20 protein-coding genes are annotated in these 22,457 nt (G+C 65.3%); 7 read left to right on the plus strand and 13 right to left on the minus strand.

Annotated elements, in window-relative coordinates; all coding sequences use genetic code 11:
- Positions 1-57 precede the first annotated feature (57 nt).
- Complete coding sequence (locus tag QX124_RS06765; RefSeq protein ID WP_315796724.1) at positions 58-1,404, plus strand: 8-oxoguanine deaminase; 1,347 nt, start codon at positions 58-60, stop codon at positions 1,402-1,404.
- A gap of 9 nt (positions 1,405-1,413) precedes the next feature.
- Here the strand turns inward: QX124_RS06765 and QX124_RS06770 are convergent, their stop codons facing one another.
- The 9 genes from QX124_RS06770 to QX124_RS06810 form a co-directional block, all read right to left on the minus strand.
- A complete protein-coding gene (locus QX124_RS06770) occupies positions 1,414-2,391 on the minus strand; it encodes a peptide ABC transporter ATP-binding protein (protein ID WP_315796725.1) in 978 nt (325 codons plus the stop codon).
- Positions 2,388-3,422 carry an ABC transporter ATP-binding protein gene (locus tag QX124_RS06775; RefSeq protein WP_315796726.1) on the minus strand — a complete coding sequence of 345 codons (1,035 nt, stop codon included), beginning with the start codon at positions 3,420-3,422 and terminating at the stop codon, positions 2,388-2,390. The genes QX124_RS06770 and QX124_RS06775 overlap by 4 nt, the downstream gene beginning before the upstream one ends.
- A gap of 27 nt (positions 3,423-3,449) precedes the next feature.
- Positions 3,450-4,361: an ABC transporter permease subunit gene (locus QX124_RS06780; RefSeq protein WP_315781892.1), complete on the minus strand. Its 912-nt coding sequence runs from the start codon at positions 4,359-4,361 to the stop codon at positions 3,450-3,452.
- Positions 4,358-5,368: an ABC transporter permease subunit gene (locus tag QX124_RS06785; RefSeq protein WP_315738539.1), complete on the minus strand. Its 1,011-nt coding sequence runs from the start codon at positions 5,366-5,368 to the stop codon at positions 4,358-4,360. The genes QX124_RS06780 and QX124_RS06785 overlap by 4 nt, the downstream gene beginning before the upstream one ends.
- A gap of 92 nt (positions 5,369-5,460) precedes the next feature.
- Positions 5,461-7,062 (minus strand): ABC transporter substrate-binding protein, encoded by a 1,602-nt coding sequence (locus QX124_RS06790; protein WP_315781890.1) that lies wholly within the window; start codon positions 7,060-7,062, stop codon positions 5,461-5,463.
- A 203-nt stretch (positions 7,063-7,265) separates the two neighbouring features.
- Positions 7,266-8,345, minus strand: coding sequence for a BMP family ABC transporter substrate-binding protein (locus tag QX124_RS06795; protein ID WP_315796727.1), 1,080 nt, complete (start codon positions 8,343-8,345; stop codon positions 7,266-7,268).
- 81 nt (positions 8,346-8,426) lie between these two features.
- On the minus strand, positions 8,427-9,344 hold the full coding sequence (locus tag QX124_RS06800; RefSeq protein WP_315796728.1) for an ABC transporter permease: 918 nt from the start codon (positions 9,342-9,344) through the stop codon (positions 8,427-8,429).
- Positions 9,331-10,422 (minus strand): ABC transporter permease, encoded by a 1,092-nt coding sequence (locus QX124_RS06805; RefSeq protein WP_315796729.1) that lies wholly within the window; start codon positions 10,420-10,422, stop codon positions 9,331-9,333. The genes QX124_RS06800 and QX124_RS06805 overlap by 14 nt, the downstream gene beginning before the upstream one ends.
- On the minus strand, positions 10,406-11,971 hold the full coding sequence (locus tag QX124_RS06810) for an ABC transporter ATP-binding protein (RefSeq protein WP_315717787.1): 1,566 nt from the start codon (positions 11,969-11,971) through the stop codon (positions 10,406-10,408). Before QX124_RS06810 ends, QX124_RS06805 begins: the two co-directional genes overlap by 17 nt.
- Positions 11,972-12,539: 568 nt before the next feature.
- Between QX124_RS06810 and QX124_RS06815 the strand changes: the two genes are divergently transcribed.
- Positions 12,540-13,661: a hypothetical protein gene (locus QX124_RS06815; protein WP_315796730.1), complete on the plus strand. Its 1,122-nt coding sequence runs from the start codon at positions 12,540-12,542 to the stop codon at positions 13,659-13,661.
- Between the two features lie 52 nt (positions 13,662-13,713).
- Here the strand turns inward: QX124_RS06815 and QX124_RS06820 are convergent, their stop codons facing one another.
- The 3 genes from QX124_RS06820 to QX124_RS06830 all read right to left on the minus strand — a co-directional run bounded on the left by QX124_RS06820 (position 13,714) and on the right by QX124_RS06830 (position 16,496).
- The gene (locus QX124_RS06820; RefSeq protein ID WP_409997674.1) at positions 13,714-14,232 is read right to left on the minus strand and encodes a nucleoside deaminase; all 519 of its coding nucleotides are present in this window, start codon (positions 14,230-14,232) and stop codon (positions 13,714-13,716) included.
- Positions 14,233-14,503: 271 nt separating this feature from the next.
- Positions 14,504-15,640 carry an MFS transporter gene (locus QX124_RS06825; protein WP_315796731.1) on the minus strand — a complete coding sequence of 379 codons (1,137 nt, stop codon included), beginning with the start codon at positions 15,638-15,640 and terminating at the stop codon, positions 14,504-14,506.
- 31 nt (positions 15,641-15,671) lie between these two features.
- Entirely contained in the window at positions 15,672-16,496 is an 825-nt protein-coding gene (locus tag QX124_RS06830) for a DeoR/GlpR family DNA-binding transcription regulator (RefSeq protein ID WP_315796732.1), read from the minus strand.
- Positions 16,497-16,567: 71 nt separating this feature from the next.
- Between QX124_RS06830 and QX124_RS06835 the strand changes: the two genes are divergently transcribed.
- From QX124_RS06835 to QX124_RS06855, 5 genes are all read left to right on the plus strand, one after another.
- Positions 16,568-17,500: a 2-dehydro-3-deoxygalactonokinase gene (locus QX124_RS06835; RefSeq protein WP_315796916.1), complete on the plus strand. Its 933-nt coding sequence runs from the start codon at positions 16,568-16,570 to the stop codon at positions 17,498-17,500.
- Between the two features lies 1 nt (position 17,501).
- Positions 17,502-18,143 (plus strand): 2-dehydro-3-deoxy-6-phosphogalactonate aldolase, encoded by a 642-nt coding sequence (locus QX124_RS06840; RefSeq protein WP_315796733.1) that lies wholly within the window; start codon positions 17,502-17,504, stop codon positions 18,141-18,143.
- Positions 18,144-18,238: 95 nt separating this feature from the next.
- Positions 18,239-18,874: a phosphatase PAP2 family protein gene (locus QX124_RS06845; protein ID WP_315796734.1), complete on the plus strand. Its 636-nt coding sequence runs from the start codon at positions 18,239-18,241 to the stop codon at positions 18,872-18,874.
- Positions 18,871-19,218, plus strand: coding sequence for a DUF3147 family protein (locus QX124_RS06850; RefSeq protein ID WP_315796735.1), 348 nt, complete (start codon positions 18,871-18,873; stop codon positions 19,216-19,218). The genes QX124_RS06845 and QX124_RS06850 overlap by 4 nt, the downstream gene beginning before the upstream one ends.
- The gene (locus QX124_RS06855; protein WP_315796736.1) at positions 19,218-19,718 is read left to right on the plus strand and encodes a DUF3147 family protein; all 501 of its coding nucleotides are present in this window, start codon (positions 19,218-19,220) and stop codon (positions 19,716-19,718) included. Before QX124_RS06850 ends, QX124_RS06855 begins: the two co-directional genes overlap by 1 nt.
- Here the strand turns inward: QX124_RS06855 and QX124_RS06860 are convergent.
- Positions 19,699-22,353, minus strand: a complete 2,655-nt coding sequence (locus QX124_RS06860; RefSeq protein ID WP_315796737.1) for a flavin-containing monooxygenase — start codon at positions 22,351-22,353, stop codon at positions 19,699-19,701. The genes QX124_RS06855 and QX124_RS06860 overlap by 20 nt on opposite strands.
- Between the last annotated feature and the right edge of the window lie 104 nt (positions 22,354-22,457).

Genomic DNA, 22,457 nt, shown 5'->3' on the forward strand with positions numbered 1-22,457 from the left:
CTTCCGCTTGCAAGTTACCGGCACACGCAAACGCCCAATCAACGAGACGAGGCAGCCATGAGCACGACGCCGATCTGGATCAAGGACCCGCTCGCCATTCTCGCCGAGGATGCTGCGCGCGGTGTCGTCGTCAAGGACGGCCGCATCGTCGAGCTGGTGCCTGCCGGTGCCGAGCCGGCCACCGCTGATGCGGCGACCTATGATGCCAGCGCGCATGTCGTGATCCCCGGGCTGATCAATACCCATCATCACTTCTACCAGACGCTGACGCGCGCGCTGCCGGCCGCGATGGACCGCGAGCTGTTCCCCTGGCTGAAGGCGCTCTATCCAATCTGGGCGAAGCTGACGCCGGAGGCACTGGATGCGGCGGTCACGGTCGCGATGGCCGAGCTGATGCTGTCGGGTTGTACGACCACGACAGATCATCACTACGTCTTCCCCGCCGGGCTCGAAGATGCAGTTGGCATCGAGGTCGCGGTGGCGAAGCGGCTCGGCATTCGGGTGCTATTGACCCGCGGCTCGATGAACTTGTCCGAGCGCGACGGCGGGCTGCCGCCGGACAGCGTGGTGCAGGACGAGGACACGATCCTTGCCGACAGTGAGCGCGTGGTCGCCACCTATCACGAGCGCGGGCCGGATGCGATGGTGCAGATCGCGCTGGCGCCGTGCTCGCCGTTCTCGGTGACGGGATCGCTGATGCAGAAGACGGCTGCGCTCGCCGACAAGCTCGACGTGCGGCTGCACACGCATCTCGCCGAGACCGAGGATGAGAACCGCTTCTGCGAGGCGATGTTCGGCTGTCGTCCGCTGGATTATCTCGAAAAGCAGGGTTGGCTTGGTCCGCGCACCTGGCTTGCGCACGGCATCTTCTTCAATGCCGAGGAGATGAAACGGCTCGGCAAGGCGAGGACGACGATCACGCACTGCGCCTGCTCGAACCAGTTGCTCGCCTCCGGCTGCTGTCCGGTGTGCGAGATGGAAGAGGCGGGCGTCGGCATCGGCCTTGGCGTCGATGGCTCGGCCTCGAACGACGGCTCCAACCTGATGCAGGAGGTGCGCTCCGCTTTCCTGCTGCAGCGGGCGCGCTACGGCGTTAGCCGGATCAGCCACAAGGATGCGCTGCGGTGGGCGACGAAGGGCTCGGCCGCCTGCGTCGGCCGGCCCGAGCTCGGCGAGATTGCGGTCGGCAAGGCCGCCGACCTCGCGCTGTTCAAGCTCGACGAGCTGCGCTTCTCGGGTTCAGGGGATCCGATCGCCGCGCTGGTGCTGTGTGGCGCGCACCGTGCCGATCGCGTGATGGTCGGCGGCCGCTGGACCGTGATCGACGGCGCCATTCCGGGGCTCGATGTCACCCGGCTGATCCGGCGCCACAGCGCGGCGGCAGCTCAGATGCAGGCGGGGTGAAGACGATTGTCAGGCCGGCTGTGGGTCCAGGAAGCGCTCGGCGTAATGGCAGGCGACGAGGCGGCCGTCGAGCGGGCGCAGCGGCGGGCGCTGCGCGCGGCAGAGATCCGTCACGTAGGGACAGCGGGTCGAAAACACGCAACCGGCCGGTGGGTCGAGCGGCGACGGCAACTCGCCCTTGGGCACGATCCGCTGACGTTTGCGGCCAAGGCCCGGCGTGGCGTCGACCAGGGCCTGCGCATAGGGATGAAGTGGCCGCGCGAAAATGCGCTCCTTCGGCCCGTGCTCCATGACCAGTCCCAGATACATGATCAGCACGTCGTCGGCGATGTGCCTGACAACACCGAGGTCGTGCGAGATGAAGAGATAAGCGAGCCCCAGCTCACGCTGCAGATCGGCCAGCAGGTTGAGCACCTGCGCCTGCACCGACATATCGAGCGCGGAGACCGGCTCGTCGGCGACCAAGAGCTTCGGCCGCAACATCAGGGCGCGCGCGATCGCGATGCGCTGCCGCTGGCCGCCGGAGAACATGTGCGGATAGCGGCCATGATGCTCCGGACGCAGCCCGACCTTCGCCATCATGTCGAGCGCCTGCGCGCGCCGCTCCTGCTTGGTGAGGTCGGTGTTGATGATCAGCGGCTCCTCGAGGATGGCGCCGACGCGCTTGCGCGGGTTGAGCGAGCCATATGGATTTTGAAACACGATCTGCACGGTACGCCGCAAGGTCCTCGAGGCGCCGGCCGGAGGATCGACGGCGTCGAGGCCGTCGAGCATGAGCGTGCCGGCGTCCGGCTTCTCAATGAGTGTGACCAGTCGCGCGAGAGTCGATTTGCCGCAACCGGATTCGCCGACGACCGCCAGCGTCTTGCCGGTCTCAATGGCAAAGGACACGCCGCCGACGGCCTGCAGATGCGCCGGGGCGCGGAACAGGCCCTGCTTGACCTCGTAGCTGCGCTTGAGACCGTCCGCGGTGACGAGCGCCGTCATGACAGGGCCTCGTGGGCCTGGCACGGCGCACAGGCGCCATGCCGGTCGGCCTCGATTCGCTCTTCGCGCGTGGGATCGCCGAGCGGGTAATGACAACGCACCAGGCCATCGCTCCAGGGACGCAACTCGGGACGCACCGCATCGGTCAGCGGCGTCGCATAGATGCAACGCGGGCTGAACAGGCACCCGGGCGGCCGGTCGTAAGCTCCGGGCACCACGCCAGGGATGGTGGCGAGCCGTCCCCCGTCGCTCGCTTCCGGGCGCGCCGCCAGCAAGGCGGCCGTGTAGGGATGCTGGGGCGAGGCGAACAGGCTCGAGGTCGGGCGCTGCTCCATGATCTGTCCCGCATACATCACCGCGACGCGCTCGGTCGTGTCCGAGACTACGCCCATGTTGTGGGTGATGAGGATCAGCGCCATGCCGCGGTCGCGCTGCAGCGACAGCAGCAAATCCAGGATCTGGGCCTGGATGGTGACATCGAGCGCCGTCGTCGGCTCGTCGGCAATCAGGAGCTTCGGATTGCAGGCGATCGCCATCGCGATCATGATGCGCTGGTTCATGCCGCCCGAGAGCTGGTGCGGATAGGACGAGAGCCGGCTCTCGGCGGCGGGAATGCCGACCTGCTCCAGCAACTCGATCACCCGCCGCCGCGCGGCCTTGCGGTTCATCCCCTCGTGAATGCGCAGCGTCTCGGCCAGCTGATAGCCGATCGTGAACGACGGGTTGAGCGACGTCGTCGGCTCCTGGAAGATCATCGCGACGTCCTTGCCGGTGAGGGCGCGCCGCTCGCGGTCGGACAGGGTCTGCAGATCCCGTCCCTCGAACAACATTTTGTCGGCCTGGACTTGGCCGGGGTAGGGCACCAGTCCCATCAGGGCCAGCATGCCGACGCTCTTGCCGGATCCGGACTCGCCGACGATGCCCAGCACCTCGCCCTTGTCGAGCGCGATGCTGACGCCATCCACGGCACGGACCATCCCGTTCCGCGATGGAAATGCGACCGACAGATTTTCGATCTCGAGAAGCGGCATCGGATCGCCTTCACTCTCTTGCGCAGATTATCGTTTGAGCTTGGGATCAAGCGCGTCGCGCAGCCCGTCACCGAGCAGGTTGAAGGCCAGCACGGTCAGCAAGATTGCCAAGCCGGGCAGCGTGACGACCCACCAGGCGCGCAGCACGAATTCGCGCGCGTCCGCCAGCATGGTTCCCCATTCGGGCAAGGGCGGTTGCGCGCCGAGACCGAGAAAGCCGAGCGCGGCGGCGTCCAGGATCGCGGTGGAAATTCCCAGTGTCGCCTGCACGATCAGCGGCGCCGCGCAGTTCGGCAGCACCTCCTTGAACATCAGGCGGAGCCGGCCGGCGCCCGCGACCTTGGCCGCGATGACGTAGTCCTTCGAGACCTCGCTGATCACGGCCGCGCGCGCGATCCGCACGTAGTGCGGCAGCAGCACGATCGCGACCGCCAGCATGGCATTCATCAGGCCGGGTCCGAGGATTGCGACAATCACGATTGCAAGCAAGAGGCTCGGCAAGGTCAGCGTGATGTCCATCAGCCGCATGATCGTGATCTCGGTCACGCCGCGGAAAAAGCCGGCAACCAGGCCGAGGATCGTGCCCGCTATCACCGACAACGTTACCACCGCGATGCCGATCAGCAGCGACAGCCGCGCGCCATGGATGAGACGGGACAGAATATCGCGCCCGATCGCATCGGTGCCGAGCGGATAGGACAGCGATCCGCCCTGCTGCCAGAACGGGGGCTTCAGGAACACTGCGTTGTTGGTGAGAACAGGCGAATGCGGCGCAACCACATCGGCTGATAGTGCGAGCAGAAGCAGGACCGTGATCACCACGAGGCCCACGACGGCGCCTGCGTTTTTTCTGAAGTCCTGCCAGAACTCCAGCAATGGAGACGGTGGCGCGTCCGCTTGCGCGACAACGATGCGGGTTGGGAGGTTCTCGGCGCTCATCGCGTGTACCGGATGCGGGGATTGATCAGCCCATAGGCGATATCAACCAGCAGATTGACGGTCATGACGATCGCGCCGATCAGCAGCGTGCCGCCCTGCAGCACCGGATAGTCGCGGCGGTTGATGCCCTCGATCAGCCATTTGCCCACGCCCGGCCAGGAAAAGATGGTTTCGGTAAGGATGGCGCCGGTGAACAGTACGCCGACCTGCAGCCCGATCACCGTCACCACCGGGATCAGCGCATTGCGCAAGGCGTGAATCGCGATCACGCGGAACGGCGGCAGCCCCTTGGCGCGGGCGGTGCGGATGTAGTCCTCGCCGAGGACCTCCAGCATGGCCGATCGCGTCATGCGGGCGATCACCGCGAGCGGCACCGTGCCGAGCACGATCGTCGGCAGGACGAGATGTGACAGGGCCGAACGAAACGCGCCGACATCACCGGCCAGGAGCGTATCGATCAGCAGGAAGCCGGTCACCGGCTCGATGAAATACTGCACCGCGATCCGGCCCGACACCGGCGTCCATCCGAGCTGCACCGAAAACAGCAGGATCAGCAGCAGTCCCCACCAGAAAATCGGCATCGAATAGCCGGTGAGCGAGATCCCCATCACGCCGTGATCGAAAATCGAATTGCGCCTGACCGCGGCGATGATGCCGGCCGGCAGCCCCACGCACAGCGCAAACAGGATCGCGCAGACCGACAGTTCGACCGTCGCGGGGAACAAGGTCTGGAATTCGGCAATCACCGGCTCATGGGTGACGATCGAGCGGCCGAAATCTCCGTGCGCCAGCCGCGACAGATAGAGACCATACTGCACCAGCACGGGCTGATCGAAACCGTAATCCTTGCGCAATTGCGCGAGGCGGGCCGGATCGATGCCGCGTTCGCCCGCCATCGTCTCGATAGGGTCGCCGGGGATCAGGCGGATCAGCACGAACACGAGCAACGTGATGCCGATGAAGGTCGGGACCACAAGGCTGAGCCGGGTAAAGACGAACCGCAACATGCAGAGCTCTGTCAACTTTCCCCGGAAGGTCTTCGGGAGGGCAGCGAAGCGGAAGCGGCGAAGCAGCGAAAGCTGCTTCGCCCTGAGGTCCGCTAATCCTTGACGTCGACGCCGTAGAAGCTGTGGCGTCCGAACGGCGACAGCTTGAAGTCGATCACGCGTTTGCTGACAGGCTTCAACTGCACCGCATGCGCGATCGTGAACCACGGTGCCTGCTCCTTGAAGACCACCTGGGCCTGTTCGTAGAGCTTGGCACGCTCGGCCTGGTCGCTGACGGTCTTGGCCTTTACGACCAGTTCGTCGAACGGCTTGTAGCAGAACTTTGCGATGTTCGACCCCGATGCCGATTGTGCCGAAGCACAGCCCAGCAAGGTGTGCAGGAAGTTGTCGGGATCGCCGTTGTCGCCGGTCCAGCCGTACATGCCCATCTGGTGCTCGCCGGCCTGCAGCCGCTTGCGGTATTCGCCCCATTCGAACGACTTGATCTCGGCCTTGACGCCGATCTTGGCGAGATCGGCCTGCATCAGCTCGGCGATGCGCTTGGCATTCGGATTGTAGGGACGCTGCACCGGCATGGCCCACAGATCGGTCTCCAGGCCGTTCGGGAATCCGGCATCGGAGAGAAGCTTCTTGGCCGCGTCGGGGTCATAGGGATCGTCCTTGACGGCGTCGTTGTAGGACCACATCGACGGCGGGATCGGGTTCTTTGCCGCGATGCCGGTCGACAAATAGACCGCGTCGATGATCGCCTGCTTGTTGATCGCCATGCTGAGCGCTTTACGCACGCGCACGTCATCGAACGGCTTCTTCTGCGTGTTGAAGGCGAGATACCCAACGTTGAGGCCCGGCTGCTCCAGCACGGTGACGTTCGGGTCCTTTCTGATCGTGTCGATATCGGCCGGGTTCGGATAGGGCATCACGTCGCATTCGCCCTTCTGCAGCTTGGCCCAGCGAACGGATGCATCCGGCGTGATCGCATAGACGAGGTCGTCGATCTTGGCCTTGCCGCCCCAATATTGGGGAAACGCCTTGTACCGGATCACGGCGTCCTTTTGATACTGTACGAGGTAGAATGGACCAGTGCCGATCGGATCCTGGTCGATTTTCTCGGGCGTACCGGCCTTCAGCATCGCGTCGGCATATTCCTTCGACTGGATCGCGGCGAACGGCATCGCGAGATCCGCGAGGAAAGGGGCTTCCGGCTGATTGAGGGTCACCTTGATCGTATAATCGTCGATCTTCTCGACCGACTTCAAAAGTTTCGGCATCGCCATGTCGCCGAAATACGAATGGTTCGGGCTCGTCACCTTGAAATAGGGATTATCCTCCTTCCATTGCCGCTCGATCGAGAACAGAATGTCGTCGGCATTGAAGTCGCGTGTCGGCTTGAACGACTTGGAGGTCGAATGCCACTTCACGCCCTTGCGGAGGTTGAACGTGTAGGTGGTGCCGTCGGGCGAGATCGTCCAGGTCTCGGCGAGACCTGGCACGACTTGCGTGCTGCCGCGCTCGAACTCGACGATGCGGTTGTAGATTGGCTCATTGCCATCGAACGATGTCCCAGTTGTGTTGACACCGGGATAGAAGTTCTCCGGGCTGCCTTCCGAGCAGAAAACCAGGGTCTTGGCGAAAGCGGCTGGAGTCGTCAGTAGCGCCGACGTGCAGACGGCAACGAGCAGGATAGATCTGTTCACAGTTGGAACTCCCGGTTACGGCTGTCAAGGCATCGCAAGGCGGAGCATCATTGGACTCGACCCAGACGATGCGGCCGTACCACACGATGCATTCGGGTAACGATCTACCTCATCATCCGTCGTAACAAAAGGTCCAACTCAAATGTGAGTACCGATCACCCTGCCGCAGCAGAGCTGCAGGGTGATCGGCAGCTCCAGCTTGATTACTTGCCCGGCACCTTGTCGTCGATGCCCTTGACGTAGAAGTTCATGCCGAGGATCTGGCCGTCGGCGAGATGGTCGCCGCCCTTGCACTCGATCTCCTTGCCGTCCTGGCCGAGCACCGGGCACTTGAACGGGTGCAGCTTGCCGGCGGTGATCGCCGCCTGGGTCTCCTCCGCCAGCTTCTTCACGTCATCGGGCATGTTGGTGTAGGGCGCCATCTCGAACATCTTGGAATCGAGGCCGCCCCAGGTGTCCTCCGACTTCCAGGTGCCGTCGAGCTCGGCCTTGACGCGCGCGATGTAGTAGGGGCCCCAGGTGTCGAGGATCGAGGTGAGCTGCGCCTTGGGGCCGAACTTGATCATCTCGGAGTCCTGGCCGAAGGCGAGCTTACCGCGCTCGGCTGCGATCTGCATCGCGGCCGGGCTGTCGGTGTGCTGCATGATGACGTCGGCGCCCTGGTCGATCAGCGCCTTGGCGGCGTCGGCTTCCTTGCCCGGGTCGAACCAGGTGTTGGCCCAGATGATCTTGACCTTGATGTTCGGGTTGACCGTCTGCGCGCCGATGATCGTGGCGTTGATGCCAGAGATAACCTCCGGGATCGGGAACGAGCCGATATAGCCGAGTACGCCGGTCTTCGACATCTTGCCGGCGATGATGCCCTGAATGTAGCGGCCCTGATACCAGCGCGCCGAATAGGTCGACATGTTCTTGTCGCGCTTGTAGCCAGTGGCGTGCTCGAAATGCACGTTGGGATATTTCTTGGCGACCTTCAGGGTCGGATCCATGTAGCCGAACGAGGTCGTGAAGATCAGCTTGTTGCCGGCGCGGACCAACTGCTCGATGGCGCGCTCGGAGTCGGGGCCTTCCGGCACATTCTCGAGATAGGTCGTCTCGATCTTGTCACCGAGCTCCTTCACTAGCGCCTGGCGCGCGAGCTCATGCTGATAGGTCCAGCCGAGGTCGCCGATCGGCCCGAGGTAGATGAAGCCGATCTTCAGCTTGTCGGCGGCGTGCGCCACGCCGGCGATGCTTCCCGCCAGCACCAACGCGGCGGCAGCCCCCAGAAGCCTTTTCATCATCGTCAATATCTCCAAACAGTCGGGGGGAAACCTCGTGAGCCAGAGCGTCGCGCCCCATCGCTGGCGCTCCGGATGATTGCTTCAACGATCCGGCACGAACACCGTCCCCAGCGCCGCCGGCGCGGTGGAGCCGCCGGTGCGGGCGCGCGACAGCAGCACCAGGACGATCACGGTGGCGAGGTACGGCAGCGCCGACATGAACTGCGAGGGGATGCCGACGCCGGCGCCTTGCGCATGCAGCTGCAGGATCGTCACCGCACCGAACAGATAGGCGCCGATGACGAGGCGGCCCGGCCGCCAGGATGCGAACACGACCAGCGCCAGCGCGATCCAGCCGCGCCCCGCGGTCATGCCGGGAATGAAGAACGGCGTGTAGGCGAGCGGCAGATAGGCGCCGGCAAGCCCGGCGCAGCCGCCGCCGAATAGCACCGCGAGCAAACGGATGCGCAGCACGGGATAGCCGAGCGCGTGGGCGGAGACATGGTTGTCGCCGCAGGCGCGCAGCACCAGGCCGGCACGGGTGCGGTACAGGAACCACCAGACGGCGATGATCAAGGCGAGCGACAGATAGACGAACGCGTCCTCGCCGAACACGATACGGCCGACCAGCGGGATGTCGCTGAGGCCGGGGATGGAGAGGTGCGGCGCGGTGCTGATGCGCTCGCCGATGAAGCGCGCGCCGATCAGGCCGGACAGACCGATGCCGAGGATGGTCAGCGCGAGGCCCGTCGCCACCTGGTTCACGGCGAGGCCAAGGGTCATGAACGCGAAGATTAAGGACATCAGCATGCCGGCGACGATGCCGCACAGCGCGCCGACGATGATCGAGCCGGACAGCCAGGCCCCACCGAAGCCGCAGGCCGCGCCGACGATCATCATGCCCTCGACGCCGAGATTGAGGACACCCGAGCGCTCGGTGACCAGCTCACCGGTGGCCGCCAGCAGCAGCGGCGTCGATGCGGCGAGCACCGACAGGATGATTGCTTCAACCAGCACCACTTTGCACCTGCCGCGCGGCCAAGACGAGCTTGAAACGGTAGAGGATGAGCGAATCGCAGGCGAGCACGTAGAACAGCAGGATGCCCTGGAACACCTTGGTCACATCGAGTGGAATCTTCATCGTGATCTGGGCCTGCTCGCCGCCAATGAACGTCAACGCGAGGAAAAGCCCTGCAATGAATATTCCAACCGGGTTGAGCCGCCCGAGAAAGGCCACGATGATCGCGGTGAAACCATAGCCCGGCGAGATGCCGGGCTGCAGATGTCCGATGGGGCCCGCCACCTCGATGATCCCTGCGAGACCGGCCAATGCGCCCGACACGGCGAACGTCAGAAGGATGAGCTGGTTCGCATTGAAGCCGCCGAACCGCGCGGCACGCGGCGCCACGCCGACGACGCGGATCTCGAACCCCTTGATGGTGCGCTCGAGCAGCACGAAGGCGCCGGCAACGACAATCAGCGCGATGATGCTGCCGAGATGCAGGCGTCCGCCCTCGATCAGCACAGGTACGGTCGCGACCGGATCGAACTCCGCCGTGGTGGGGAAGTTGAAGCCGGCGGGGTCGCGCCAGGGGCCGCGGACGAGATAGTCGAGCAGGAGATCGGCGACGTAGACCAGCATCAGGCTGGTGAGGATCTCGCTGGCGCCGAACTTGACGCGACACAGCGCCGGGATCAGCGCATAGAGCGCGCCCGCCGCGCCCCCCGCGACCAGCATCGCCGGCAGCACCCAGTGCCCGGCCTCGGTGCCCTGCGTCTTCACCGCGATCCAGCTGCCGGCCACGGCGCCGATCAGGAATTGACCCTCGGCGCCGATGTTCCAGGCGTTGGCGAGGTAGCACAGCGACAGGCCGATCGCGATCATCACCAGCGGCGTGGCCTTCACCGCGATCTCCTGCAGCGAATACCCGTCGGTGAGCGGCGCGATGAAGTAGACGCCGAGCGCAGTGATCGGGTTCTTACCGAGCACGGCGAACAGCACGCTCATGGTGACGAGCGTCAGCCCGATCGCGATCAGCGGCGAAACCAGCGCAATGATGCGCGAGCGCTCGGCGCGCTTCTCAAGCACGAGCTGCATGCGCGGCCTCCTTCTCGATGCTGGCGCCGCCCATCAACAGGCCGAGCTTTTCGCGCGTCGCCTCCGCGCGTGGCAGCGCCTTCGAAAGCTGCCCGTGAAACATCACGGCGATGCGGTCGGCGATCTCGATGAGTTCGTCGAGGTCCTGGCTGGTCACGAGGACGGCAGCGCCCGCGCTGGCGAGATCGATCAGCGCCTGGCGGATGATCGCGGCGGCGCCGGCGTCGACGCCCCAGGTCGGCTGGTTGACGACCAGCACCGCCGGCGTGCGCAGGATCTCGCGGCCGACGACGAACTTCTGCAGATTGCCGCCGGACAGGCTCGCCGCTTCCGGATCGCGCTTCGCCTTGCGGACATCGAATGTCTCGGTGGTGCGATCGACGGTCCGCAGCGTCGCTGCCGCGTTGATGAAGCCGTGCCGGACCATGTCGCTGGCCGCGTGTCCCGTCAGCAGCGCATTCTCCGACAGCTTCATCCGCGGGGCGGTGCCGTGCCCCAGCCGCTCCTCCGGCACGAAGGCGGCTCCCATCTTGCGTCGCTGGCTGATCGAGAGATTGCCGCAAGCGAGGCCCTCGATGATGATCGTGCCGGGCTCTTTGACGAGGCGTTCGCCGGACAGCGCAGCAAATAGCTCGTCCTGGCCGTTGCCGGCGACACCGGCAATGCCGAGGATCTCGCCGCCCTTCAGCTCGAAGGAAATGTTCTTGAGGCCCACGCCATGCAGCTCGCTGGGGGCGAGGGTGAGATCATTGACGACCAGGCGCGGCACGGTGGTGCGTCGCTCGGCCGGCGGCTTCACTTCCTTGATCTCGGTCCCCACCATCATGCGGGCCAGCGAGGCAGCCGTCTCCAGCTTCGGATTGCAGGTCGCGACCTTCCTGCCGCTGCGCAGGATGGTGGCGGTGTCGCACAGCCGCTTCACCTCCTCGAGCTTGTGGCTGATGTAGAGGATGGCGCGGCCTTCTGCTTTCAGTCGCTCCAGCACGACGAACAGCTGGTCGGCCTCCTGCGGCGTCAACACGGCGGTGGGCTCGTCCAGGATGAGGAATTTCGGACTCTGCATCAGCGCCCGCACGATCTCGATGCGCTGCCGCTCGCCGACCGACAATTGCCAGACCTCGCGCTTCGGATCGAGCGGCAGTCCGTAGTCGCGCGCGACGTCCGCGAGCCGCGCTGACATGGACTTGAATGGCTCTTTGCCGTCGAGCCCGAGCGCCACGTTCTCAGCCACGGTGAGGTTGTCGAACAGGGAGAAATGCTGAAACACCATGCCGATGCCGAGAGATCGAGCCTCGGCCGGGCCGGACAGCTTGATGGGCACACCCTGCCAGCGCAACTCACCGGCGCTCGGCTGCACCAGTCCGTAGATCGTCTTCACCAGCGTCGACTTGCCGGCACCGTTCTCGCCGAGCAAGGCGTGAATCTCGCGTGGCCGGATCTCGATGTCGATCTCGTCGTTGGCAAGGAAGTCGCCATAGCGCTTGGTCAACCCGATCGTCTGCAGGAGCGGAGGCGTAGGGTTCGGATCGGCCGGCGCGGGTTCAGGCATTTGCTGCGTCGTGGGCAGGGGAACGAAGATGCCTCAATTGTGATCTAATTTGCCGCGGCGCGTAAGAGGCGAAAAGCGCCATCCTCTGCCCAACTCTTGTCCAAGCGCCCATCGCGCGGCGATCGGCGAATGCAGCGCGCCCTTGGTTGCAAGCAGCGTACGCTGCAATCAGCCGTGATCGATAAAGCTCTGTGGCACTATTGAGACACTGGCCGGAAATCGATCCGCCGCGGCAAGCTGCACGTTGGATGAGCAGCGTCATCCAATACGCGTCAGGGGCGCGCTTGCGCCCAGGCTTGCTCGCGAAAGCGCGCGGAAGGCCACGCGGGGGCTTTCGGAAAAACTTCTGCAATGTGAAGCGGCAAGATCGGAATTTGGGAGCATCGCGGCCGCGGCCAATCGTCCCATGTTCAGGCCTGCGTCTGCTGTCGTCGCTGCTGCAATACGGCGGAACCTTGATCAAACTGCGGGCAAGTCCTGGAGAAAGTTGAGGCTTCTCCAGCCGGTGGAACGGCGCAACTGTGCATGCAAGTCGGGAATCGGCGCTTGTCAACTGGGGGTGTTCTGAATGTCGTTACGTCACACAATCGCAGCGGCCGTCGCGCTGGGCGCGGTAGCGCTTAGCTCAGTCGGTGTCGCAGGGGCTGCCGACCTGCCCGCCAAGGCGATCGCGAAGAAGGCTCCGGCCGAGGTGCCATTCTTCCTCGTCGTCGACAATCGCGTCAGCTACTCCTACATCTTCGATGCCAGCCAGCCTGGTGCATGGAGCGTCAACGGCAACGGCACGTTCAACGCCAAGACCGCCAAGCAGGTCTATTCGTTCACCCATTTCGACGTCTGGGGTTACGGCACCAACTTCTTCACGATCTCGCTGTTCAAGTCGGACCACAACGACCCGGCGGGGCCCTGCACGCAGACCGGCGGCATCGTCTCGCCCAACGCGGGCTTCGCGTTCACGCCGGCGAGCTGCGCCGGTGCGACCGAGATCTACGGCCTGTTCCGCTCGACCTTCGGCTGGAACCAGATCTTCAACACCAAGGCCTTCACGGTGGGGCCGCTGCAGAACATCTCGTTCGAAGTGGGCATGGATGCCAATACCGAGAACCGCTACTTCGGCGCGGCCAAGCGTGACGTCGTCGCCGGTCTGCAGTTCGCGTTCAACCTGCCTTACAAGGGCTACTTCAACGTCGCTCCCTTGATGTACTGGGAGTTCGCCAACCACAACTCGTTCTCGCAGTGCGGCGCCGGCTGGTCGAACCCCTGCATCTCCGACGGCAACACCTCGTTCAAGCCAACCTGGGCGGTCGAGACCAACTACTACATGGATCTCGGTTTCCTGCCTGAGAGCATGCAGTTCTTCTCGATCTCGGGTCGCGCCGGCTGGTATGGCAAGAAGGGCACCGATACCGAGCCGCTCCCGGCCAGCGTCGCGAACGGCGTCTATCCGACCAAGGTCGAGTTCAATTCCGAGCCGATCCGCCTGACCTTCGATGCGTCGAAGGCGATGTGGGGTGAGAAGCAGAGCCACATGATCGACGTCTGGGTGGCCTATCGCTACTGGCAGAACAAGTTCGGCCTCGACCACAACAACGCGGTCGGCTGTTCCGTCGCCGGTGGCGGCGGCACTCGCGTCGCCACGGGCGCTTGCACCGAGTCGTCGCTCTACTCGGGCGTGACCGTGAAGTTCTGATACGGATCGAAGCACTCGAAGAGGGCGCCGCGGCTCGGTCGCGGCGCCTGCTTCATTTGTCCCAGGCTCCTTCATGCAGCGCCGCGGCTTCCTCCTCCAACAAGGGGCCGACAATCTCGGTTGCGCGCTGGCCGCTCGCGAACACCTCGCGGCAGGGCAGGTCGAGCGTCGGGTTCTCCGGATGGTTGCCGGTAAGGTCGCGTAACCGCCGCTCGCTGAGGCCGTAGACCACGCGTCCGATGCCGGCCCAGTAGATGGCGCCCGCGCACATCGCGCACGGCTCTGCCGACGAATACAGCGTAGCCACAGCTCTGATCTCGGGGGCAATCGACGTGCAGGCCTGCGTCGCGACCAGTCGTTCTGCGTGCGCTGTGGCATCGCGCGCTGGCAGGTAGCCGTTTTCACTTTCGATCAGGACCCTGCCGTCAGCATCGACGAGAATGGCGGCGAACGGGTGATTGCCGTGTGACATCGAGCGGAGGGCGACAGCGAAGCTGTGGCGCAGGAAATGCGCGTCGCGCGCCTGTGTGTCGGCAAATCCGTCTTCGTCCGCAGGGGCCTCGCCATCGATCTCCACTAGACTGCTCCGCTGTCTGTCCGGCGATCCTGAGCCGTCCGGACGAGCTTCGCAAGGGAGGCGATGTCTGCAACCTGCGTTGCGGGGCGGCGCACGAAGCGGGGCAGGCGGGCAGGCTACGATGGCCGCGAGCGCGGATTCCAGGATTGCCGTCTACGCCGCGCCGACGATGATGAGAATGAGAGTAACGATATTGGGTGCGCGTCCGATTCTGCTCTTGGCTGGGGCATGAGATGCGTATCAAAGCCAAGCACCGGGCTCGTTCCTAATTTGGCGCAGCTACGACGCGTGGTGCGCTCAGCAGCACAATGACGAGCAGTGCGGCCAACATCCAGAACGCGGCCGGCAGGCTGGTGGCCGCGGCGACGAAGCCGATGCCGGCGGGCCCAAGCAGTACGCCGGAGTAGCCGGCGGTGGTGACGGCGGCGACGGCCAGCCCGACCGGCATCGCTGTCTGCGCGCCGGCCCGGCGGAACAGCACCGGGACCAGGTTCGATGCACCCAAGCCGATCAGCGCGAAGCCGGCCATGGCAGCAACAATCCAGGGAACCGCGAGCAGCACGACGAAGCCGATGATCGCGATGACGCTGCCCCCCAGTAACGTCGCGCGATCGCCGATCCGTGCAACCACGGCATCGCCGACGAGACGCCCGGCGGTCATTGCGATCGAGAACATGATGTAGCCCAGCCCGGCTTGCGCGGCCGGCAGGCGGCCCGACCCGGCGAGCAACAGCGCGCTCCAGTCGAGCATCGCACCCTCGACCAGGAACATGATCGCGGCGAGCGCCGCCAGCAGCAGCACTGCGCCATGAGGAAGCACGAGCAGAGGGCCCGATTGCGCCGGTTTGCTCGCTATCAGTCGTGGGGCAGCCACGGTCATCGCGGCCAGGGCGAGCGCACAGCAGGCGAGCGTGCCGAGCGGCGGCGCGACATCGAACGCGAGCAGCGCAGTCATGACGCCGGAGCCTGCGAAGCCGCCGATGCTGAACTGCGCGTGGAAGCCGGACATCAGCGGACGCTCGCTCAGCCGCTCGACGTCGATCGCCTGGATGTTCACGGCGACGTCGAGCGAGCCGAGCGCCGCGCCAAAGGCGAACAGCGCAAGCCCGAGCGTGGCTGGCGTTGAGGCGATCGTCAGCGGGGGCAGCAGCATGCTCAAGGCGATGCCGCTGACGATGACGACGGGCTTGCTGCCGTAGCGGGCGCTCAGGAGACCTGCCGCCAACATCGATGCGACCGAGCCCACGCCGAGCGAGAGCAGCAGCAGCCCGAGCGTCGCATCGTCGACCCCCAGCCGCTGCTTGGCGAACGGCACCAGCGGCGCCCAGCAGGCGATGCCGAAGCCGGCGACGAAAAAGGCCAGGCGTGTCGCGAGCCGCGCCGCGCGGTGATCCGAACTCATCTGGAAGATTCCTGAAACTCCGAAGGCGCCGTCATCCGGGCGGGGTGGCGGTCATGATGGTAGCTCCCGCCCGTCTGAGCAGGGCGAGTCGGGCCGCCGGCGCATCATGCTCGACGGTGAGCTGGCTGATCGTCTTGGCGCCGGCGATACGGTGGGGGGCTCGGGTCTCGAGCTTCTCGTTGGTGACCATTGCGACGCTTACGCGGCTCAGCGACAGCAGCGTTCGCTTGAACGTTGCGTCAGTCGGATCAACCGCGCTGATGCCGCCTTGCGCCGATACAGCGCAGGCGCCGATGAAGCAGCGGTCGATGTTCAAGCGCTGTACCTGCATGATGGCGTCGGCGTCGACACAGCCGCCGACTGCGGGGTGAACGGAGCCGCCGATCACGATCAACTGCAGGTCCTGCCGATGCAGCACGGTTGCGGCAATGTCGATGGCGTTGGTCGCGACGGTGAGATCGAAATCATCGGGCAGGACTTCAGCGAGGGCGAGATTGGTGCTGCCACTATCGAGGAAGAGAAACTCCCCATGCGCGATGCTGCGGGCGGCCGACCGGGCGAGCGCCAGCTTGCGTTCGCGATCTTGCCCGATACGCGCCGCCATCGGTGCCATGCCGCCGACGATCGGCAATGCGCCGCCATACACGCGGCGGCAGCGTCCTTCGGCGGCAAGCGCGCGAAGATCGCGCCGGATCGCATCCTCGGAGACGCCGAATTCGTCGGCGAGGGCGGTCGCGATGACCGCTTGCCCCGCAGAGAGGCGGCCGGCGATCTGGTCGCGGCGCGCCAGTGGAAGGTCTGACATGCCGCTTGTTATCATGCATAAACAAGAATAACAACGTGCATAATCGTGCATGATGCAATTTGTTGTTTGCGTGGCCCGCCCGGCGTGCCATTGCCAGATGTGGAAGTGTTCGGGAGCAGGATGTGACCGCCGTCTATTCGTCAGCAACGCCGGCCTTTGTCGCCGTCGACTGGGGAACCTCCAGTTTCCGTGCCTGGCTTATGGCCGGAGACGGGACGGAGCTTGCCGAGAGCCGTGGTGGCGAGGGCATGCTGCATTGCGCGACATCAGGCTTCGCGCCGGTGCTGCGCGATCATCTGGCGAAGCTTGGCGCACCGGCCGATGTTCCGGTGCTGATCTGCGGCATGGCCGGCGCGCGGCAAGGCTGGGTCGAGGCGCCGTATCTGCACACGCCCACCCGTCTGGATGCGCTGTATGCCGGAGCGATCAGTGTCGACGCCGACCGCGACGTCAGAATTCTGCCGGGACTGGCGCAGGTTCGCGCGGACCGGCCGGACGTGATGCGCGGCGAGGAAACCCAGCTGCTCGGCGTCACCGAGCCGGATTTCACCGGGATCGTCTGCATTCCGGGCACCCACAGCAAATGGATCCGGATCGATGCCGGCGTGGTGATCGACTTCGCCACCTACATGACCGGTGAGCTGTTCGCGGTGGTCTCTCAGCATAGCATCCTGATGCATGCCGTCGAACCGGAAGCCTCGACCGTCGAGCACGACACAGCGTTCCGCGAGAGCCTCGCGGCGGCCCTGGCCGCGCCGACGGCACTGACGAACGCGCTGTTCCGGCTGCGCGCGGCGCAGCTCCTCGGCTTCGAGCGGCGGTCCGATGGGGCTGCAAGGCTCTCCGGGATTCTGATCGGCAGCGAAATCGCCGATGCGCGCGCGCGGTTCGGCGCCGAGCTTCCACTCCGGTTGATCGGAGCGGGCCGGCTCGGTCGCCTCTATCGCGAGGCGCTGGCCGCTGCTGGTTTCGACGTGAATGAATGCGATGCCGAACAGGCGTCACGCCGCGGCCTGCTCAAGGCCGCGCGGCAGATCTGGGGAGCACGTTTCTGAAATGACACAGTCCGTCGCCTGGCCGCATGTGAAGCGGTCGCTCGTTGCGATCCTGCGCGGTATCAAACCCGACGAGTCCGAGGCCATCGTCGATGTCCTGATCGAAGCCGGTTTCGAGCTGATCGAGGTTCCTCTCAACTCGCCGGAACCGTTCGTCTCGATCGAGCGTCTGGCATCTCGGTTCGGCAAGGACTGCCTGATCGGCGCAGGAACGGTCGTCAATGCCGCGGATTGCGTGCGCGTTGCGGAGGCCGGCGGGCGCCTGATGGTCAGCCCGAACGTCGACGTCGAAGTGCTGGCGACGGCGCAGGCCTACGACATGGTGACCATGCCCGGGGTCTTCACGCCGACCGAGGCCTTTCTGGCTTTGCATTGCGGCGCCTCGGCCCTGAAATACTTTCCGGCGTCAGTGCTCGGTCCGTCGGGGATTGCAGCGCAACTTGCAGTCCTGCCGAAAGGCGTCGTGGTCGGCGCCGTCGGCGGTGTGTCGGACAAGACGCTCGCCTCCTACGTCGCCGTCGGCGTGCGCGCCTTCGGTCTCGGCTCGAGCCTGTACAAGCCGGGCATGAGCGCGAGCGATGCGCGGGAGACAGCTCGAGCCTCGGTCGAGGCGTATGACGAGGCTATTCGCGGTCAGGGCTGAGCTGGTAACTCGTGACAGTTTCGTGTCTGTTCCCGAAACCCGTTGTGAGGGCTCGGCGTTGTAGGTGAACATATTGTTCGTCCTTGGCAAGTGCCATGATCCGCGCCATCGGGAAGAAGATCACACCGGCAATTTCGGTGCCCTTTCGCAAGCAAAGTTCCGCCACGGCCATCCACGTCGAGCCGACCAAGGCGGACCGCATCATTGCGGACGTAGCTGCACGAACCACGGAACCGCGGCTGCAAAAGCTCGCACGCGGCCTCGCGTGGGGGGCGGACGAGAAGGTGTGGTTGGCCCTGACATCGGTGGCTTGGCTGGTGACGCGCGGCCAAAGCAGCCGCGTTCGCGCGACGACCACTCATGCATTGCTGGTCACGGTTGCGGCTTCGGCTCTGCCGCATGCCTTGAAGGCCATCTTCGATCAGACCCGGCCGGATCGCACCACCTTGCGCGGCCATCTCCACGGCGTGGCGCCGTCCGGCCATGCACAGGACGCCTTTCCCTCGGGACATGCGCTGCACATGGGTGCGCTCTACTCCGCCGCCGGTCCGCTGCCGGCACGCGCAAGGATTGCGGTGAGGAGTGCTGCCGTCGGGCTCAGCATCACGCGCGTGATGCTGCTTGCGCATTGGGCCAGCGACGTCGTTGTCGGATTCATGCTCGGCGCTGCCCTCGAGCGCAGCTTGCGCCCGTGGACCGGCTACGAACCACCGGGAGCAAGCCGGACATGACCGAATACATCATCCGCTTCCTGATCGGCGGCGTCATCGTTTCGGCATTCGCGATGATTGGCGACGTGCTGCGTCCGAAGAGCTTTGCCGGATTATTCGGAGCCGCGCCCTCGGTTGCGCTGGCGACGCTTGGCATTGCGATCGTCACACATGACGCCGCCTACGCGGCGGTCCAGAGCCGTTCGATGATGTTCGGCGCCGTCGCGCTCTGTCTCTACAGCATGATCGTGTGCCAACTGCTGATGCGGCTGCATCTGCGCGCGTTGACCGCGAGCCTGCTCGCGATGGTCGTCTGGCTGGTGGCGGCGCTCGGACTCCAGGTGGTCTTCTCTGGAGGCGCGTGATGCTGATCCGCATCTCGCCCTCGGCGCTGAAGGACGGCAAGTGGCACGAATACGTCATCCGCTTCGCGCTGGGCGGCGCCGCGACAGTCGCCGCGGGGCTCATTGCCAAGGCCTTCGGTCCTGCGATCGGCGGCCTCTTCCTGGCATTGCCCGCCATCTTCTGCGCCAGCGTCACCCTGATCGAGGCGCACGAGATCAGGCGCAAGCGCCAACAGGGATTCTTCGGCGAGCGGCGCGGACGCGAAGCGGCTGCGCTCGACACCGTAGGCGCGGTGCTCGGCAGCCTCGGCATGCTGGCGTTCGCGGCCGTATTCTCCACGCTGGTTCAGCTAAGCGTCGCGACCGCCTTCGCCGCCGCAACAACGGCGTGGCTCGTCGTCTCGGTGACAGCGTGGGCGATCCGACGCAAGCTGCGCGTCGCAGCAACGGCCCGCAAGGCTGCGGGCCGTTGCGATACTGCTCGGCCGCAGCCTCCGTTGGTCAGCTCGCGGCGGCGTTGATCTCCAGCGATTCGCCTTCTTCCGCAGACTGGGTGAACGCCTGCAGCGCCTCCGCCATCCGCATGCGGCCGCCGACGCCGGTGATGACGACGTCGACCATCATGAACGACGAATGGAAGTGGCCGTGCGCCTTGAGCTGTCCGACCGGCACGCCCGCGGCGGCGAGGGCTTCCGCATAGGCAATCCCCTCGTCGCGCAGCGGATCGAACTCGCAGGTGACGATGTAGGCCGGCGGCAGGCTCTGCAGCTTGCCCCGCAACGGCGATGCGAGCGGATCGGTGCGATCCGCCGGCGAGCAGTAGATGTCCCAGAACCAGTACATCAGCGACCGCGTCAGGAAGTAGCCGGTCGCATTCTCCGTGTAGGACGGACGATCGAAGCTGCAGTCGGTGGCCGGGCACAGCAGCAGCTGGCCGCCGATATCAGGCCCGCCGCGATCTCGCGCGAGCTGGCAGGTGACCGCCGCGATGTTGCCGCCGGCGCTCCACCCTGCCACCAGCACCGGTCCCTCGCGTCCGCCGAGCTCGGCGGCGTGCTCGGCCACCCAGCGCGTCGCCGCGTAGCCGTCCTCAGCCGCCGCCGGGAAGCGGTGCTCGGGCGCATGGCGATAGTTTACGCTGACGAAAATCATGTTGGAGCGGCGGCACATGTCGCGGCAGAACGGATCATCCGACTGCTCGTCGCCGAGGACCCAGCCGCCGCCATGAAAGTACACCACGATCGGATGCGGGCCGGGCGTCGCCGGACGATAGAGCCGGTAGGCCAGGGGACCATCAGCGCCCTGCAATGTGCCATCCCTGACTTCGCCAACGGGACGTCCAGGCGGCCTCGTCGCGTTGAACTGCGCGACGAATTCACGGGCGCCGGCCGCGCCCATCGATTCGATCGGCGGCAGGTTCATCTCGGCCAGCATGTTCAGCACCAGCCGGACATCCGGCTGCAGCCGCACGATCTCGCCGTCATTGCATTGGGACGCGCCGTTCGGACCTGACAGCTTGAAGCCGAGCATGCCGCGGCTGACGATCTCGTTGCAGATGCCGCGATAGGGGCCGACGCCGCCGGTGTAAGGCATCAGCGTCTGCGGCTTGCCCGGCACGTTGGCGCCGGTGTACCAGGTGTTGGCGAGCCGATGCAGCGTCACGGTCGCGCAGTCTGCCATGTGGCGGGCCCAGCCGGCCTGCGCGGTCTCCGTGGGCTCAATGGTGGTGAAGCCGTCCTCGCGAAGGGCGATGAGACGGTCGACCACCCAGTCGACATGCTGCTCGATCGAGACCGCCATGTTCGACAGCACTGACGGGCTGCCGGGACCGGTGATCAGGAACAGATTGGGAAAGTCCGCGACCGTGAGTCCGAGATAGGTTTGCGGTCCGTTGGCCCAGACATCCTCAAGTGATTTGCCGCCGCGCCCGGTGATCGGATGCACGGCGCGGATCGCACCGGTCATGGCGTCGAAGCCGGTCGCGAACACGATGACGTCGATGTCGAAGCTGCGCCTGTCGGTCTTGATGCCATCAGCGGTGATGGACGCGATCGGCTCCTGGCGCAGATTGACCAGCGTGACGTTGGGGCGATTGAACGTCTGATAGTAGTTGGTGTCGAGGCAGGGGCGTTTGGCGCCGAACGGATGGTCATGGGGCGTGAGCGCTGCGGCGGTCTCGGGATCCTTGACGATCTCGTGGATCTTCTCGCGGATGAGATCGGCGAGCAGCGCGTTGCCGTCGGGGTCGACGCCCTGGTCGGCCCAGAGCTGCGTCAGCATGCCGACGAGGTCGCCAGAGGCCCACAGCTTCTCGAAGCGCTCGCGGCGCTCGGCCTCGCTCATCTGCCAGCTGAACTCGGTGGCCGGCGGAATCGGCACGCCGGTCATCGACCAGCGCGCCTGCTGGCGCAGCCCGTTGCGATCCTCTGCAAGCTGCGCGGCGCGATCGGCCGGGAGCGGACCATTATGCGCAGGCAGTGCGAAGTTCGGCGTGCGCTGGAACACCGTGAGCTGCGCTGCCTGCTCGGCGATGAGCGGGATCGACTGGATGCCGGAGGAGCCGGTGCCGATCACGGCCACGCGCTTGCCGCGGAGGTCGACGCCGTCGTGCGGCCAGCGGCTGGTGAAGTAGATCTCGCCCTTGAAGTCGTGCACGCCGTCGATTTCCGGCGGCTTCGGCTGCGACAGGCAGCCGGTCGCCATGATGTAGTGGCGGCAGGAGACGGCGGGGCCCTTGTCGGTCGTCAGCAGCCAGCGCTCCTTGGCATCGTCCCAGGAGGCGCCGAGGACACGGGTGCCGAAGCGGATGTCGCGGCGCAGATCGTAGCGGTCGGCGACGAAGCCAAGATAGCGCAGGATCTCCGGCTGGGTGGCGTATTTCTCCGACCATTGCCAGGCCTTCTCGAGCTCGGGATCGAAGGTGTAGCTGTAGTCGACGGTCTGGATGTCGCAGCGCGCGCCGGGATACCGGTTCCAGTACCAGGTGCCGCCGACGTCGTTTGCGGTGTCCAGCGTCACGGTCGAGAAGCCCGCCTTGCGCAGGCGGTGCAGCAGGTAAAGCCCCGCAAATCCGGCACCCACGACGGCGACATCGACCGTCTGCGTTTCACCGGCCGACACCTCCGACGCGCGTGTCTCGACAACCCCGTCTGACATGCTGACCTCCCGATGATTTTGTGATTGGAAGAAAGGCTAGCTCTGCTCGCATGGTTTGTCAGCAGCCAAAACAGCGATCTCCGGTTGTTGCAGTGCAGGCCGTG

This window comes from Bradyrhizobium sp. SZCCHNRI3043 (assembly GCF_032377735.1).
GTDB lineage: Bacteria > Pseudomonadota > Alphaproteobacteria > Rhizobiales > Xanthobacteraceae > Bradyrhizobium.